Source organism: Acinetobacter sp. ANC 4216, from assembly GCF_004331195.1.
Taxonomy (GTDB): Bacteria; Pseudomonadota; Gammaproteobacteria; order Pseudomonadales; family Moraxellaceae; genus Acinetobacter; species Acinetobacter kookii.
Genome location: NZ_SJOC01000001.1, coordinates 50,956 through 67,489, shown reverse-complemented (window position 1 = coordinate 67,489; position 16,534 = coordinate 50,956). Strand labels below are relative to the sequence as shown.

12 protein-coding genes are annotated in these 16,534 nt (G+C 45.1%); 6 read left to right on the top strand and 6 right to left on the bottom strand.

Annotated elements, in window-relative coordinates:
• Window positions 1–362 precede the first annotated feature (362 nt).
• From E0H88_RS00315 to E0H88_RS00305, 3 genes are all read right to left on the bottom strand, one after another.
• Window positions 363–2,495, bottom strand: coding sequence for a 3-hydroxyacyl-CoA dehydrogenase NAD-binding domain-containing protein (locus E0H88_RS00315; RefSeq protein ID WP_131272677.1), 2,133 nt, complete (start codon window positions 2,493–2,495; stop codon window positions 363–365).
• An 11-nt stretch (window positions 2,496–2,506) separates the two neighbouring features.
• Window positions 2,507–3,712, bottom strand: a complete 1,206-nt coding sequence (locus E0H88_RS00310) for an acetyl-CoA C-acetyltransferase (RefSeq protein WP_131272676.1) — start codon at window positions 3,710–3,712, stop codon at window positions 2,507–2,509.
• Window positions 3,713–3,880: 168 nt separating this feature from the next.
• Complete coding sequence (locus E0H88_RS00305) at window positions 3,881–4,891, bottom strand: AraC family transcriptional regulator (RefSeq protein ID WP_092820409.1); 1,011 nt, start codon at window positions 4,889–4,891, stop codon at window positions 3,881–3,883.
• A gap of 217 nt (window positions 4,892–5,108) precedes the next feature.
• Between E0H88_RS00305 and E0H88_RS00300 the strand changes: the two genes are divergently transcribed.
• The 5 genes from E0H88_RS00300 to E0H88_RS00280 all read left to right on the top strand — a co-directional run bounded on the left by E0H88_RS00300 (window position 5,109) and on the right by E0H88_RS00280 (window position 12,570).
• Window positions 5,109–6,227, top strand: coding sequence for a CaiB/BaiF CoA transferase family protein (locus E0H88_RS00300; RefSeq protein ID WP_131272675.1), 1,119 nt, complete (start codon window positions 5,109–5,111; stop codon window positions 6,225–6,227).
• A gap of 161 nt (window positions 6,228–6,388) precedes the next feature.
• On the top strand, window positions 6,389–7,627 hold the full coding sequence (locus E0H88_RS00295) for a carbohydrate porin (RefSeq protein ID WP_252151960.1): 1,239 nt from the start codon (window positions 6,389–6,391) through the stop codon (window positions 7,625–7,627).
• A gap of 164 nt (window positions 7,628–7,791) precedes the next feature.
• Window positions 7,792–10,194: a glucose/quinate/shikimate family membrane-bound PQQ-dependent dehydrogenase gene (locus E0H88_RS00290; RefSeq protein WP_131272674.1), complete on the top strand. Its 2,403-nt coding sequence runs from the start codon at window positions 7,792–7,794 to the stop codon at window positions 10,192–10,194.
• A gap of 254 nt (window positions 10,195–10,448) precedes the next feature.
• Window positions 10,449–12,092 carry a nitrite/sulfite reductase gene (locus E0H88_RS00285; RefSeq protein ID WP_092820405.1) on the top strand — a complete coding sequence of 548 codons (1,644 nt, stop codon included), beginning with the start codon at window positions 10,449–10,451 and terminating at the stop codon, window positions 12,090–12,092.
• On the top strand, window positions 12,085–12,570 hold the full coding sequence (locus tag E0H88_RS00280; RefSeq protein WP_131272673.1) for a DUF934 domain-containing protein: 486 nt from the start codon (window positions 12,085–12,087) through the stop codon (window positions 12,568–12,570). Before E0H88_RS00285 ends, E0H88_RS00280 begins: the two co-directional genes overlap by 8 nt.
• Before the next feature lie 74 nt (window positions 12,571–12,644).
• Here E0H88_RS00280 and E0H88_RS00275 read toward each other — a convergent pair whose 3' ends face one another.
• The 3 genes from E0H88_RS00275 to E0H88_RS00265 form a co-directional block, all read right to left on the bottom strand.
• Window positions 12,645–13,094: a VOC family protein gene (locus E0H88_RS00275; protein ID WP_092820403.1), complete on the bottom strand. Its 450-nt coding sequence runs from the start codon at window positions 13,092–13,094 to the stop codon at window positions 12,645–12,647.
• A gap of 169 nt (window positions 13,095–13,263) precedes the next feature.
• Window positions 13,264–14,439 (bottom strand): thiolase family protein, encoded by a 1,176-nt coding sequence (locus tag E0H88_RS00270; RefSeq protein ID WP_092820402.1) that lies wholly within the window; start codon window positions 14,437–14,439, stop codon window positions 13,264–13,266.
• Window positions 14,440–14,556: 117 nt separating this feature from the next.
• Complete coding sequence (locus E0H88_RS00265; protein ID WP_092820401.1) at window positions 14,557–15,078, bottom strand: GspH/FimT family pseudopilin; 522 nt, start codon at window positions 15,076–15,078, stop codon at window positions 14,557–14,559.
• 382 nt (window positions 15,079–15,460) lie between these two features.
• Here E0H88_RS00265 and omp38 point away from each other — a divergent pair, with 382 nt between their 5' ends.
• The gene (gene omp38, locus E0H88_RS00260; protein ID WP_092820400.1) at window positions 15,461–16,516 is read left to right on the top strand and encodes an outer membrane protein Omp38; all 1,056 of its coding nucleotides are present in this window, start codon (window positions 15,461–15,463) and stop codon (window positions 16,514–16,516) included.
• The last annotated feature ends 18 nt before the right edge of the window (window positions 16,517–16,534 follow it).

The following is a 16,534-nucleotide window of genomic DNA, read 5'->3' as shown; positions in this document are numbered from 1 at the left end:
GGTTCAAACAATCCGCATGCCCAAGGGTAAAAAAGAGAAGCATTGGGCTCACTGCTGTCTCACAGTTGAATTCCAGGTGTTAGATTTGTGAGTGTGGCAAGGATGCCACACATTCCCCATCACGACAGGACGTCGTGTATGGGGAATAAAGATTTTTGCCTACTTTTGGTCTTTCAAAAGTAGGGTCCAGCCTACACAAAGTGACTTAAACTCTTAAAGAAAAGACAAGGCTATGAAAAAATTAAATATAAATAAATATCAAATATTTAAATATAAAATGTCATCATATTTATTCGGTGCTGAAATAAAATCCAATTATGGGACAACACTGGCATTTCGCCTCTCTTTTTATAGGATGAAGTTTAAATTTTTTCGCCTTGGGCAATCTTGTCTTTGAGCAATTGAGGCACTTTAAAACGTGCGCCATATTTGGCTTCAAGGGTATTGGCACGCAGCAGGGCTTTTTCTAAACCATATTGATTTAAAAATTGCAAAGCACCCCCGGTCCAAGGGGCAAAACCAATCCCGAAAATAGAGCCAACATTGCCATCAACCGTCGATTCCAGAACTCCTTCTTCCAGGCAGCGCAAGGTATCCAGTGACTGCACAAACAGGAAGCGGTCAATCATTTCCTGTTCAGAAATGTCGGTATCTTGCTGCCATTTTTTCAGGCCATCCCAAAGCTGCTTTTTGCCGCCTTCCGGATAGTCATAGAAGCCTGCACCGGCAGACTTGCCTTTACGGCCGAACTCATGAATCATGCTGTGAATCACGTCATCCGCAGCTGAGCGCGGCAGGTCTTTGCCTTCAGCCTGTAAAGCTTTTCGCGCTTCATTGGCGACATGTTCAGACAAGGTTAAAGAAACTTCATCCTGAATGGCCAGTGGACCCACAGGCATACCCGCTTTCAGCGCAGCCATTTCAATTCTTGCCGGATGCACACCTTCAGCCAATAAGCGCAGACCTTCCTGAACAAAGGTGCCAAATACACGGCTGGTAAAGAAACCGCGGCTGTCATTCACCACAATCGGGATTTTACCTATTTGCTGTACAAAGTCATAGGCTTTGGCCAAGGTCTCATTGGATGTATTTTTGCCCTTGATGATTTCAACCAGCTGCATTTTATCGACCGGGCTAAAGAAATGCAGGCCAATAAAGTTCTGCTCATTTTTAGAAGCCTGAGCCAGTTCTGTAATGGGCAAGGTTGAGGTATTGGATGCCATTACACCAGCATCGACCAGATAGTTTTCCGCTTCTTGCGTCACTTTGGCTTTCAGTTCGGGATTTTCAAATACCGCTTCAATGATCAGGTCACAACCTTGCAAGTCCGCAGCATCTGCGGTTGTCTGAATCAGGGCTAAAACCTGATCTCTTTTCTCGACAGTTAAACGGCCCTGCGATACTTTTTTATCCAGCAGTTTTTGGCTGTAGGCTTTGCCTTTTTCAGCCGCTTCAATAGACACATCTTTCAGCACTACGGCAATGCCTTTAGAGGCTGTAGCATAGGCAATGCCTGCACCCATCATGCCGGCACCTAAAATGCCGACTTTAGTGGCTTGCCATTTGGCAATGTCTTTTGGACGGCTGGCACCGGATTTAATCGCATTCAGTCCATGCCAGAAAGTGCCGATCATGTTCTTGGAAATCTGACCGGTGGCGAGATAGGTAAAGTAACGTGATTCAATGGTCAGAGCGGTATCGACATCGACCTGAGCACCTTCTACCGCTGCCGCCATAATCGCTTCAGGTGCTGGGTAGCAGCCCTTGGTCTTGTCACGCAGCATGGCAGGCGCAATGGCCAGCATTTGTGCAATCGCTGGTGAAGATGGCGTACCGCCCGGAATTTTATAGCCTTTTACATCAAATGGTTGCATAGACTTCGGATTGGCTTTGACCCAGGCGATGGCTTTGTCTAAAAGCTCCTGTTCAGAACCGGCTGTGTCGTGAATCAGTCCTAAAGATCTGGCTTTTTCTACACCCAATTGCTTGCCTTCCATGAGCAGAGGAAAGGCATTTTGTAGCCCCAAGAGACGGACCATGCGCACAATACCGCCACCGCCAGGCAATAAACCCAGCGTCACTTCAGGCAGACCGAATTTGGCTTTGGCATCATTCAGTGCAATACGCTGATGACAGCACAAAGCCAGTTCCCAACCACCACCCAGTGCCGTGCCGTTGAGCGCTGCAACCACGGGAATGCCACGGGTTTCGATATAACGCAGCTTGGCTTTCATGTCTTCAATCATGTTGAAGAATTCTGTGGCATGTTCAGGGGTGGCCTGAATCAGCTCATCCAGGTCGCCACCGGCAAAGAAGGTTTTTTTGTTCGAGCGGAAAATGATGCCTGCAATGTTGTCATCGGCTTTTAATTTTTCTACAGTTTCGGTTAAAGCATCGCGGAAATCTGCATTCATGGTATTGGCAGACTGGTTTGGAGAATCTAAGGTCAAAATCACGATATTTTCGGCATTTTTTTCAAATTGAATTGCGCTCATTTTTGTTCTCCTTATACCAATTCAATAATGGTTGCGATGCCCATACCACCACCGACACACAGCGTTGCAAGACCACGTTTCTTGCCTTGGCGTTCCAGCTCATCCAGTAGTGTGCCCAAAATCATGGCACCGGTTGCACCCAGTGGATGTCCCATGGCAATTGCACCGCCGTTGACATTGACTTTGGCCGGATCAACCTTCAGTTCATTAATGAAACGCATCACCACAGCTGCAAAAGCTTCATTCACTTCAAACAGGTCGATATCATCAATGCTTAAACCGGCTTTTTCCAAAGCCTTACGTGCAGCCGGGGCAGGGCCGGTCAGCATGATGGTCGGATCAGTGCCTACAAGTGCAGTAGACAATACTTTGGCGCGTGGTTTTAAGCCTTGTTCCTGAACGGCTTTTTCGGATGCCACCAGCACGACAGCCGCACCATCGACAATGCCTGATGAATTTCCGGCATGGTGTACATGATTGACTGCACCCACTTCCGGATATTTTTGCAGGGCAATGGCATCGAAACCCATCTGTCCCATCATGGCAAAACTTGGATTGAGTTTGCCTAGGCCTTCTGCTGTCGTGGTCGGTTTAATGAATTCGTCTTGGTCCAGAATTACCACACCTGCCTTGTCTTTGACAGGGACCACTGATTTGTTAAAAAAACCGTTGGCTTGAGCTGCAGCGGCTTTCTTTTGTGAATCGGCAGCAAAGGCATCGACATCCGAACGCGTATAACCATCAATGGTGGCAATCAGGTCGGCACCAATGCCTTGCGGAATAAAGTCACAGGCCATATTGGTTTCAGGGTCGAGTGCCCAGGGACCGCCATCGGAACCCATCGGCACGCGCGACATGGATTCGACCCCACCGGCCACCACAATATCTTCCCAGCCCGAACGGACTTTTTGCGCAGCCAAGTTCACGGCTTCCAGGCCTGATGCACAGAAGCGGTTGATCTGTACTCCAGCCACATCATTGTCCCATCCGGCAGCAATGGCTGCGGTTTTGGCAATGTCGGCACCCTGGTCGCCAATCGGGGTAACACAGCCCAGGACAATATCATCCACCTTGGAAGTATCGAGTTGATGACGGTCTTTCAGTTCATTCAGCAAGGTGGTCAACAGGCTAATCGGTTTCACTTGATGCAGTGAACCGTCTTTTTTTCCTTTTCCGCGTGGTGTGCGAATGGCATCGATGATATAAGCCTCGCTCATGGCATTTCCCTTTTATGACTTTAAATTTTTTATACTTTTTTGAGTGTAATGATTAATTTTTGAAGTGCAATGATGAGAACGGGTCAGGTCAGATGATGTTTTTGGTCAATAAAAAAAAGCCCAAGTCGGAACCTGGGCATAGAGAGAAACTGAAAAAATCGGTTGTGATCAGTGATAACCGTGTAACTGGCGATATAAACCTGGAGTTACCCCGGTCCATTTTTTAAAGGCACGGTGGAAAGTACTGGTTTCACTAAAGCCGACCTGCTGCGCGACATCTTCCAGGGTCAAACCCGGATTCAGCAACAGGTGAATGGCCGCATCACGACGCAAGGCATCTTTCACACCCTGATAGCTTTTGCCTTCCGCAGCCAGGCGGCGACGCAAAGTTTGCGGAGAGAGGTACAACATCGAAGCGACATCGTTGAGTGTCGGCATTTCTTCGCCAATCTGGCTCTTTAACACTTCACGGATACGAGAAGTCAGCGAGTTGGTGTTTTTGAATTTAACCAGCAACTGTGCAGGCGCTGCTTTGAGGAATTCTTCCAGCGTCTCTTCATTTTGACGAACCGGAAGATCAAGATAGTCTGCGGCAAAGGTAATTTCGGTACGTGGCGCATCGAATTGCATCACCGGTGCGAAGAACAGGGCATCATATTCATCGGCATGTGCAGGACGTGGGTAACCAAAATGAACGCGTTCGAGTGGCAGACGGCGTTCGATGAGCCAGGATGCCAGACCGTGCCAGATCATCAGCATGCTTTCGGTAATGAAGTGATCCGGATCCATGCTTTGGGGAATAAGGGGAACCAGACGTGCTTCATGTTTGTCACGCTCTAAAATCACCGACCATTCATCGCCAAACAGTTTATAGAACTGGGAAGAAAGCTCCAGGGCATCTCCTAGCGTTTTCGCGTGAATAATCAACTGACACATAATGGCAAAAGTGCCCAAACGACGTGGCTGTATATCAAAGCCGAGATGTTCGTCCTGGGTCACCATCCAGAGCATCTGAATAAATCGGGTGTATTGTTCCGGAGAAATACGTGCTTTAGGCTGACGTAATAATTCCGCTTCAATGCCCACATGTGACAATAAAGTTTCGACATCCATGCCCAGACGTTTTGCGCCGGTTAGAGCCGCATTGACGAAGTGGATACTGATCGTATCGCGGCTCATATTAAATCCTTCAGTCTCTTTCTCTTTTATATTCACTTGCAGTTGACCTAAATGACGCTAAAAATTGTTTGAGTGGCAATTTACAATAGATGTTTTACCTTATTGACATCTTAAATTGCCGAAATGATCAAGGTAAATGGCTGAACATGACATTGTTTTATGAGTTTTATATTTCTAATATGCATATAAAATCAATATAAAATGAGAAAAAACGGATATGACTACGGCTTTAAACGGATTAAAAGTGCTTGATTTTTCCACTTTACTCCCAGGTCCCTTTGCCACTTTGTATTTAGCGGACCTCGGTGCAGAAGTGATCCATATCGAATCGCCTACACGTCCAGACCTGATCCGGCTGATGCCACCTTATGCCAATGGGCAGGCAACGGCGCACAGTTACTTAAACCGTAATAAGCAGTCGATTGCGCTGGATTTAAAAGATGCACAGAGTATCCAGCTGATTAAACAGAAGATTACTGAATACGATATTGTGGTTGAGCAGTTTAGACCGGGAGTGATGCAGCGTCTGGGTCTGGACTATGCCACGCTTGCAGCATTGAACCCTCGACTGATTTATTGCTCCATTACCGGCTATGGACAGTCCGGAAGTTATAAAGACAAGGCCGGACACGACATTAACTATTTGGCTTTGTCTGGAATTGCGGGACATAGTGGCCGGCAAGAGGGTGGACCACCGGCATTGGGTATACAGGTCGCCGATGTCGCAGGAGGCTCCTTGCATGCGGTCATCGGGATTCTGGCCGCCGTGGTTGAGCGTGAGCAAAGTGGCGTGGGACAATATATTGATATTTCGATGACCGATTGTGTATCCACTTTAAATAATATGGCGGCGGCAGCCACATTGGCAGGAAATACCAAACAATTTCCCGAACAGTCGTATTTAAATGGCGGCAGTTTTTATGACTATTACCAGACTCAGGATGGCCGTTATTTATCGATTGGGAGTTTGGAGCCACAGTTTATGTCTGGCTTGGCGCAAATTCTGGATCTTCCCCTGCTTCGTGAAAAGGGGGCTTCATTTGACCCGGCAGATCAGCACGTAGTCAAGCAGGCGCTTCAGGAAAAAATTCAATCTAAAACCTTGCAGGAATGGCAAGAAATCTTTGCTGATCAGGATGTATGTGTAGAGCCTGTTTTAACTCTGGATGAAGCCCTGGATTCCACTTTGGCGCAGCAGCGGCAATGGATCGTTGAAGTACCGCTGGATCCAGACAGTCAACAGACCGAAACACAACTGGCCTGTCCGATCAAATTTTCCCGCTCTAAGACAAAATATTTATATATCGGGCAGCGTTTAGGGGCTGGAAACTGGTAGTTTTCACATGGATTAAAAACATTAACATTGAAAAACAATGTATTCACAATTTGTGCCCAATGTTACATAAAAAACAGGAGTAGCATCAATATTACAAAAAAATAATATTAAGGTGAGCCACTGTGAAGAAGTTATGGAGCACGTTCGGTGTCGGTGCCAGCCTGATCTTTCTAAGCGGTGCCTTGCATACAGCAAATGCAGCCGATGCATTTGATTCATACAGCCCGTGGATGTTCGGTGACTGGAACGGTCAACGTACAGCATTACAGCAAAAAGGTTATGACTTCAGTCTGGGTTATACCGGTGAAATTGCGACGCTATTGGGCTCGGATCATCATTCCAGTCATGGCACTGAATACGCAGATCAGTTTGCAATTGGTGTCCATTTCGATTTAAACAAGATTCTAGGCTGGCAAGACACTGAAGCGCAAATAACCGTGACCGAACGTAATGGCCGTAATTTGTCGAATACTTCAGCTGCCTTAAATGGTCATCTCAGTTCGGTACAAGAAGTCTGGGGCCGTGGACAAACCTGGCGTTTGACAGACTTCTGGATCAAGAAAAAATTCCTGCAGCAAAAACTGGATCTCAAAGTGGGCCGCTTTGGTGAAGGTGAAGACTTCAACAGTTTCGATTGCGATTTCCAGAATCTGGCACTTTGCGGTTCTCAAGTGGGGAACTGGGTCGGTGACCAGTGGTACAACTGGCCAGTGAGTCAATGGGCTGTCCGGGTGAAATATAACCTCAATCCCGAAGTCTATGCCCAGGTCGGTGCCTATGAATATAACCCGGAAAACCTTGAACGAGGCAAAGGCTTCAATTTAAGTACCGATGGTTCTCATGGTGCAATTATTCCTACTGAAGTGGTCTGGACACCGAAACTCGGTGCAGCAAAACTTCCGGGTGAATACCGTGCCGGTTATTACTACAGCAGCGCCGACGCTGCAGAAATTAAGGATGCATCTGAAACTGACCACAAACAAGGGGCCTGGGTTGTTGCCAAACAGCAACTGACTGCACATCACGGTGATGCATCTCGTGGTCTGAGTGCTTTTGTAAACTTAACTGTACATGATCGTGACACAAACCAAGTCCGTGACATGCAAAATATGGGTCTGGTTTATAAAGGTTTAATGGACTCCAGGCATCAGGACGAGATTGCGATCGGTATTGCCCGTATCCATATCAATCACGAGGTTAATGAGGCGAACATTCGCAATAACAGGGTAGATGCCCGTGGCCTACAGAGCGAAGAATACGATACGGAAATTTACTACACTATTCATGCAACAAACTGGCTTACTATCCGTCCAAATATTCAATATATCCATCAGGTTGGTGCATATAAGAATGGCGAAAATGCCTGGGTAGGCGGTATTAAGCTACAAACAGCGTTCTAGTTTCTAGATGATAAGTACTCGGGTTTTATTATTAGACATTTGGAGCACAATTTTCTTTTACAGATCGGTTTAATCCGGATATTTAAAATCTACAAACTAAAAAAGTGCTCATATGTAACTTTAGGTATGGGCTTTAAAAAGAATCCTAAAAATAGGTGGCCAATATGAGTACTCCATCTTCAGGTTCAGGGCTAAAAACGGTTTTGGCTGTGGTGGCCGTCATTTTCGGTTTAGTACTGCTGGTTGGAGGAATATATCTTGCGGTGCTTGGCGGGTCTTGGTACTACATCATCGCAGGTCTATTCTTCATTGCTACTGCAGTTTTATTGCATAAATTAAAAAGTTCGGCACTGCTGATTTACGCGGCGCTGGTATTAGGGACTGTGGTGTGGGGGCTTTGGGAAGTGGGTTCTGACTTCTTTGCGCTGGCACCTCGTCTGGACATTTTAGGGCTATTTGGTCTTTTATTGCTTATTCCTGCAGTGACTCGCGGATTTGAACATCCTAAAGCTGCAAAACTGGCTCTTGCAGGCACATTGGCCATCACGATTGCCGTGATGATTTACGCTGTATTTAATGATCCTCAGGAAATTCACGGTGAATTAAGCACCCAACAGCCTGCAACATCACAGCCCATTCCAGGCATTGCAGATGGCGACTGGCCTGCGTATGGCCGTACCCAGTCCGGTTTACGCTATTCTCCCTTGACACAAATCAATTCAGAAAACGTAAAAAACCTGGAAGTGGCTTGGGAGTATCACACTGGCGAATTCAAAACTGAAAATGACTCCGGTGAAACAACCAATCAGGTGACGCCAATTAAAGTGGGTGACAATATGTACTTCTGTACTACTCACCAGAAATTGACCGCACTTGATCCTGCAACGGGGAAAGCCAAATGGACCTATGATCCTAAATTACGTGCTGATAATACCTATCAGCATTTAACCTGTCGTGGCGTGTCTTATTATGACGTAAACAATACTGCTGGTTTTGAAACCAGTTTGGCAGCTAAAAAATCTAGCTCTGCCGAATGTCCTCAAAAAGTGATTTTGCCGGTCAATGATGGTCGTCTGGTGGCGGTAAATGCACAAACCGGTAAACCATGTTCTGACTTTGGTAAAAATGGTGAAGTGGATTTGCAAAAAGACATGCCGTTCCCGTATCCAGGAGGATATATCCCAACTTCACCTCCAGTGATTACCGGTACAACCATCATCATTGCAGGTTCAACAACCGACAACTATTCAACCAAAGAACCTTCGGGTGTGATCCGCGGTTATGATGTCAATAGCGGTGAACTGCTTTGGGTATTTGATACCGGTGCGGAAGATCCAAATGCGATTCCTGCACCTGGTCAAAAATTTGTGCATAACTCGCCAAACGCATGGGCACCTTTGGCCTATGATGCGAAACTGGATATCGTTTATGTTCCAACGGGTGTCGGTACTCCGGATATTTATGGCGGCCACCGTACCGAGTTGGATGAACGTTATGCCAACTCGATGCTTGCGCTGAATGCGTCTACCGGTAAGTTGATCTGGAATTTCCAGACCACCCATCATGACCTTTGGGATATGGATGTACCCTCTCAACCGACTTTGGCTGATATCAAAGACAAATCTGGCAATATCGTTCCTGCGATTTACGTGCTGACTAAAACAGGGAATGCGTTTGTGCTGGACCGACGTACCGGTGCGGCTATTATTCCAATTACGGAAAAACCGGTGCCGCAAAGGGTAAAACGCGGTCCGCAAACCAAAGGCGAACGATATTCTCCTACGCAACCGTTCTCTGACTTTGACCTGGCACCGAAAGACAAATTGACCGACAAACAGATGTGGGGAGCCACCATGTTTGACCAGTTAATGTGCCGAGTAGCGTTCAAGAAATTAAACTACGATGGCATTTATACGCCACCTTCTGAAAATGGCACTTTGGTGTTCCCGGGCAACTTGGGGGTGTTTGAATGGGGCGGTATGTCGGTCAACCCGGACCGTCAAATTGCCGTGATGAACCCGATTGGCTTGCCATTTGTGTCCAGACTGATCCCAGAAGATCCGAACCGTAAGCAGACAGCCAAAGGCGCGGGGACTGAACAGGGTGTTCAGCCTATGTACGGTGTGCCGTATGGTGTGGAAATCAGTGCCTTCCTTTCTCCATTCGGGTTGCCATGTAAACAGCCGGCTTGGGGCTATGTGGCAGGTGTCGATTTAAATACCCATAAAGTGGTCTGGAAACGCCGGATCGGTACCATTCGTGACAGTATGCCGGGTATTCCATTACCGCCATTTAAAATGGGTGTGCCAATGCTGGGGGGGCCAATCTCTACTGCTGGTAATGTCATGTTTGTGGGTGCAACCCAGGACAATTACATCCGTGCCATTAATGTCACCAATGGGGATGAGCTTTGGAAAGGCCGTTTGCCGGCGGGTGGCCAGGCAACGCCAATGACTTATGAAAGCAACGGTAAACAATATGTAGTCATTATGGCAGGCGGTCATGGTTCATTTGGCACCAAAATGGGTGACTCTTTGGTTGCTTATGCCTTACCCGATAAAAAATAAGCTATCTATTTATGAGGTTAAATTTGAAAAGCCCGATTCGTCGGGCTTTTTTATGAAAATAAATGCTAAAGAATAAATAAAATAAGCAATATCATTGAAAATGAATCAAAAAAGGCTGAAAGGCTTTATATCTGTGCAGGTCGGGCACACTTATCAATAAAATCGCTATGAAATATGTAAAAAACGCATTTTGTTGATAGATCAAATCTCGTTATGCTGTGCACCGTTATAATAGAAACTACTAGCTGTACGCCATGTATTTATATACTGATTTTGACCAGCAACTGGTCAATGAACGTGTTGCACAATTCCGTGATCAAACGGAACGTTATTTAGCCGGTAAATTGACGGAAGATGAATATCGTCCACTTCGTCTGCAAAACGGCCTTTATGTACAACGTTATGCGCCAATGTTGCGTATTGCGGTTCCTTACGGCCTGATGAATTCAAAACAATTACGTAAAATTGCGCAATTGGCTAAAGACTATGACCGTGGTTATGCACACGTATCAACACGTCAAAACATTCAGTTTAACTGGCCTGCACTAGAAAATGTACCGGACATGCTGCAAGAACTGGCCTCTGTACAAATGCATGCCATCCAGACCTCTGGTAACTGTATCCGTAATACCACAACTGACCAGTATGCCGGTGTGGTTGCCGGTGAAGTGGCTGACCCGCGTCCAACCTGTGAATTGATCCGTCAGTGGTCTACATTCCACCCAGAATTTGCCTTCTTGCCACGTAAGTTCAAAATTGCAGTTTCTGCATTGGAAGAAACTGACCGTGCAGCGACTTCATTCCATGACATCGGTGTATACATCGTGCGTAATGAAGCAGGCGAGATGGGCTATAAAATCAAAGTCGGTGGTGGCTTGGGCCGTACCCCGGTGATTGGCAGCTTTATCCGTGACTTCCTGCCACGTGAAGACCTGATTGCCTATTTGGAAGCGGTACTGCGTGTCTATAACTTGCATGGTCGCCGTGACAACAAATACAAGGCCCGTATCAAAATTCTTGTTAAAGCACTAACTCCGGAAGTGTTTGCAGAGAAAGTTGAAGCTGAATTTGCGCATACCGTAAAAACTTTAAAAATCGATGCAGACACCTTGGCGAAAATGGATGAGAACTTCACGCCATTTGATTATCAAGACTATGCTGATGAAGACTTTACAGAACAGTTTGCAGCGCATCCGAAGTTCAAGCAGTGGTTCAATATCAATACCAATGCGCATAAAGTCAAAGGTTATCGTATTGTTACCATTTCACTGAAACGTGCGGGTATCGCACCGGGTGACATGACGGTTGAAGAGATGAACCTGATTGCCGATCTGGCAGACAAGTACACCTTCGGCGAGTTCCGTACTACACATGAACAAAATGTGGCCTTGGTTGATGTGCCGCAAAAAGACCTGTTTGAATTGTGGCAGATTCTTGATCAGCACAACCTGGCACGTGCGCACATTGGTTTCTTGACTGATATCATCTGCTGCCCGGGCGGTGACTTCTGTTCGCTTGCCAATGCGAAATCTATTCCGATTTCAGAAGCCATTTCACGCCGTTTTGATGATCTGGATACCATTTATAATCTAGGCAAGCTTGACCTGAACATTTCAGGTTGTATGAATGCCTGCGGTCACCACCATGTCGGTAACATCGGTATTTTGGGTGTAGACAAAAAAGGTGCTGAATTCTACCAAATCACGTTGGGCGGTAATGCAGACCATGATGCATCGATTGGTGACATCCTGGGGCCATCATTTGCGGCAGACCGTATTCCAGATGTAGTGGAAGAAATTTTAAATACCTATCTTGACCTGCGTAATGAGGGTGAAGAGTTTATTGATACCTACCGCCGTGTTGGCATTCAACCATTCAAGGAGCGTGCATATGCTTAATACCGCACTACAAGTGCTCTCTAAAGATGGCACGATTGCAGACAATACCTATCAATTGATTGGTGAAGATGGCGTATTGCCACAAGGTGACGTGGTTTTAACGGTTGACCAGCTCGACAAAATTGCCCAGGTTTCTGGTAAGAAAGCACTTTACATCACTGTAGATGCATCTCCTGAAACGCATGAATTTCCACTTGACCAGTTAGATGCAATTTTTATTGAATTTGCAGGTTTTAACGATGGTCGTGGCTATTCATTCGCTGCATTGTTACGCCGTCAAGGTTTCCAGGGCGAATTGCGTGCGACAGGTGATGTGTTCAAAGACGTGTTGAACTATATGAAGCGTTCTGGTTTCGATACTTTCGTGATTAAAGAAGGGAAAGACATTCAGGAAGCTGCTGCCGGTCTGGGTGATTTTACCAATCCATATCAGGCTTCAACTGCGGTTGAAAAAGCAAGTTATCAAACAGGTGCTTGATTGTTTTAAGCTGATGTTCAAAAGCCGGATTGATGCCGGCTTTTTTTTATGCGTGTTTAAATAAAAAACCGAGATTACATGGCTTCTAACTGGCAATTCACCATCCATTTAATCCCGAACTGATCGGTGAAGGCACCATAGAGTGCACCCCAGAATGTCTTTTCTAAGGGCATTTCAATTTGTCCATTTACAGATAAGGCATCAAATAAGCGTTTCGCCTCATCTTGCTCATGGGCATTCAGATTAATTGAAATATAGTGATTATTGCCCGGCGTAAAAATGCTATTGTTTTGTGCACAGAATTGATCATTGGTGTCAGATCCCATCAATTCTGTAAATGCATTAATCGGTAAGGATACATGCAGAATAAGATTTTTATCCGCTTCAGATAGCGTGACACCTTCTTGCGCTGGCATTTCACCATAACGGGTCAGATTGGAAAATTCACCACCAAAAACAGATTTATAAAAATTAAAAGCTGCTTCGGTTTCACCTTGAAAATTCAGATAATGATTAAGTTGCATGCAAAGCCTTTGTTGTTGTTATTTTGATGGTTCTAATCTAGCAGGTTTAAGCTCAAATTTTGATGATGAAAACATAAAAAAGTGTAAGCATAAAAAATCCCTCAAACGAGGGATTTTTTTCTCATCTCTCCCAAAGAGGAGAGATGAGAAGCACTGCTTCGCAAGGAGATTAAAGCAACTCAATCGCCACAGCAGTCGCTTCACCGCCACCGATACACAGTGCCGCAATGCCTTTTTTGCCACCCGTACGTTTTAAGGCATGAATGAGCGTCAAGATAATGCGCGAACCGGTAGAACCGACAGGATGACCGAGTGCACACGCACCGCCGTTAATGTTGACTTTAGCCGGATCAAGCTTGAAATCATCCATCGGACACATGGTCACCATGGCAAAAGCTTCGTTAATTTCCCAAAGATCAACATCTTGAGCATCCCAACCGGTTTTATTTAAAACTTTCTGAATGGCACCGACTGGAGCAATGGTAAATTCTGAGGGATGCTGTGAATTAGAAGCATAAGCCACAATTTTTGCCAGAGGTTTTAAGCCCTTAGCTGAGGCATTTTCACTTGAGGTGAGCACAAGGGCAGAGGCGCCATCTGAAATCGAGCTGGCATTGGCCGCAGTAATCGTACCATCTTTGGCAAATGCAGGACGTAGCGTTGGAATTTTTTCAATATTGGCATTGAAAGGCTGTTCGTCTTTATCTATCACGACATCGCCTTTACGGGTAGATACCGTGACTGGGACGATTTCATCGGCAAAGTAACCTTCATTGACCGCGTTTTGTGCACGTTGTAATGAACGAATCGCAAAGGCATCCATCTGTTCGCGCGTATAGCCACGCGTATTTGCCATGTCTTGTGCAAAAGAACCCATTAAACGGCCTGTTTCTGCATCTTCTAAACCATCCAGGAACATATGGTCTTTGATTTCACCATGTCCCATGCGCAAACCGCTACGCGCTTTAGGCAATACATAAGGGGCATTGGTCATCGATTCCATGCCGCCTGCAACCACGATTTCAGCAGAACCGGCTTTAATCATGTCAGCCGCTTGCATCACCGCTTTCATGCCAGAACCACATAACTTATTAATAGTCACTGCACCAGTTGAATCAGGTAAGCCGGCTTTGCGCATTGCCTGACGGGCTGGTCCCTGCTTCAGGCCAGCAGGGAGTACGCAGCCCATAATGACTTCTTCGACATCGGTTGCTTGTAATCCTGCACGTGCAATCGCTTCCTTAATACATGCTGCGCCAAGTTCTGGGGCTGTTACATTGGCCAAGCTACCTTGAAAGCCGCCCATTGCAGTACGTGCACCATTTACAATTACGATGTCTGTCATTGTTCTTTCTCCGAGATTGATTTTTTTAAGGAATTATTTTTCCAAGTTTAAGCAGTATATTGAAAAATGAGCCGGAATAAAGAGGGGATGGCAGCATGTCTTTAGACTGAGAAGTTTTTAGCAGAGGGAGAGGGTTTCTATCCGCATATGCCCCATGGCACTCAGAACCAGTTTCCGATGATGATCAGAAACATTTGAACAATAATAAAAACTGCCATTTGAACCTATCGGCAGGCCATTTTCAGCTTGAAACGTTAGGCTGGGGGCACTCAATGTCCCTCTCCAGTCTAAATGCCCGTATTTTAAATTGGTTGATTCTGTATAGATAATTTTTTCGCCTGTATCAATTTGTCTATTTTTATTGCTGTCGAGAAAAACCAATAAACCGGCAGCCCATTGATTTGTTTGACAATTCAAGTTATTTTGACTTGGACACAACACCACATTGCTATGATAGAGAAGGGCTTGAGATTTGGCTAAATGAATTGTTGAAATCAGTTTATTCGTAGTGGCGTTGACTTCCTGTTTGGCTCTTATTTCTTGAAAATAAGGTAAAGCGATGGTAGCCAGAATTGCAAAAATAGCCAAAGTAACGATTAGCTCAACCAATGTGAACCCATTTTTTTGTTGAAAAAGCATTTAAAGTAATCCTGCAATGTATTTTTTTTTAATTATGTGTGTTATTAATATTTTGTTTTTTAATTGTTTTTTTGCGATTGATATTTATTTTTCAACTTTATAACAAAGCTGTTAAAATAATTCGCAAGTGACGATAAGCTATTCATAAGAATAAATTGAGTAAAAATTTACCGAATTACAACGGAAATTGTAAGTAATTTTGTCAATAATTTACTTGATTAAAATTATCAAGCACTTGGAAAAAAAATAAAGTGTTTGTATGATTCACTGTGAATAGCTTAAGAATTAAGAAAAAAACTGGGGTATAAGAAAGCCTATCTCAGAATAGCCAAATTCTAGGCTTGAGCTTGAACAACAATTGTTATCTCTGGAGGATAAATCCATGAAAATGAGTCGTATTGCTTTAGCAATGCTCGTTGCTGCACCTTTAGCTGCTGCAAACGCTGGCGTAACTGTTACTCCATTAATGGTCGGTTATACATGGCAAGATACTCAACACAACAATGGCGAAGATCATTTAACAGATGGTCCTGAGCTTCAAGACGATTTATTCGTTGGTGCAGCACTTGGTGTTGAATTAACGCCTTGGTTAGGTTTCGAAGCTGAATACAACCAAGTAAAAGGTGATGTAGAAGGCCTTGGTGTACCTGCAGGTGCAGAGTATAAACAAACTCAAATCAATGGTAACTTCTATGCGACTTCTGATTTGATCACCAAAAACTATGACAGCAAAATCAAACCTTATGTATTGTTAGGTGCTGGTCATTATAAATATGAAGCTACAGGTTCAATTGCAGGTGGTGAGGCTGAAGAAGGTACTCTTGGTAACGCTGGTCTAGGTGCTTTCTGGCGCTTAAATGATGCTTTATCTCTACGTACTGAAGCTCGTGCTACTTATAACATCGACGAAGACTTCTGGAACTATACAGCTTTAGCTGGTCTTAACGTAGTTCTTGGCGGTCACTTGAAGCCTGCTGCTCCTGTAGTAGAAGTTGCTCCAGTTGAGCCTGTAGCTCCAGTTCAACCAGCTCCACAAGAGTTGACTGAAGACCTTAACATGGAACTTCGTGTGTTCTTTGATACAAACAAATCAAACATCAAAGACCAATACAAACCAGAAATCGCTAAAGTTGCCGAGAAGTTGGTTGAATATCCAAACGCTACTGCTCGCATCGAAGGTCACACAGACAACACTGGTCCACGTGCATTGAACGAACGTTTATCTTTAGCTCGTGCTAATTCTGTTAAATCTTCACTTGTAAATGAATACAATGTAGATCCAGCTCGTTTGTCTACTCAAGGTTTCGCTTGGGATCAACCGATTGCTGACAACAACACTAAAGAAGGCCGTGCTATGAACCGTCGTGTATTCGCGACTATTACTGGTAGCCGTACAGTTGTTGCAGAACCTGCTCAACAAGCGCCTGCAGCTCAATAATTTATTATTGAACTGAGT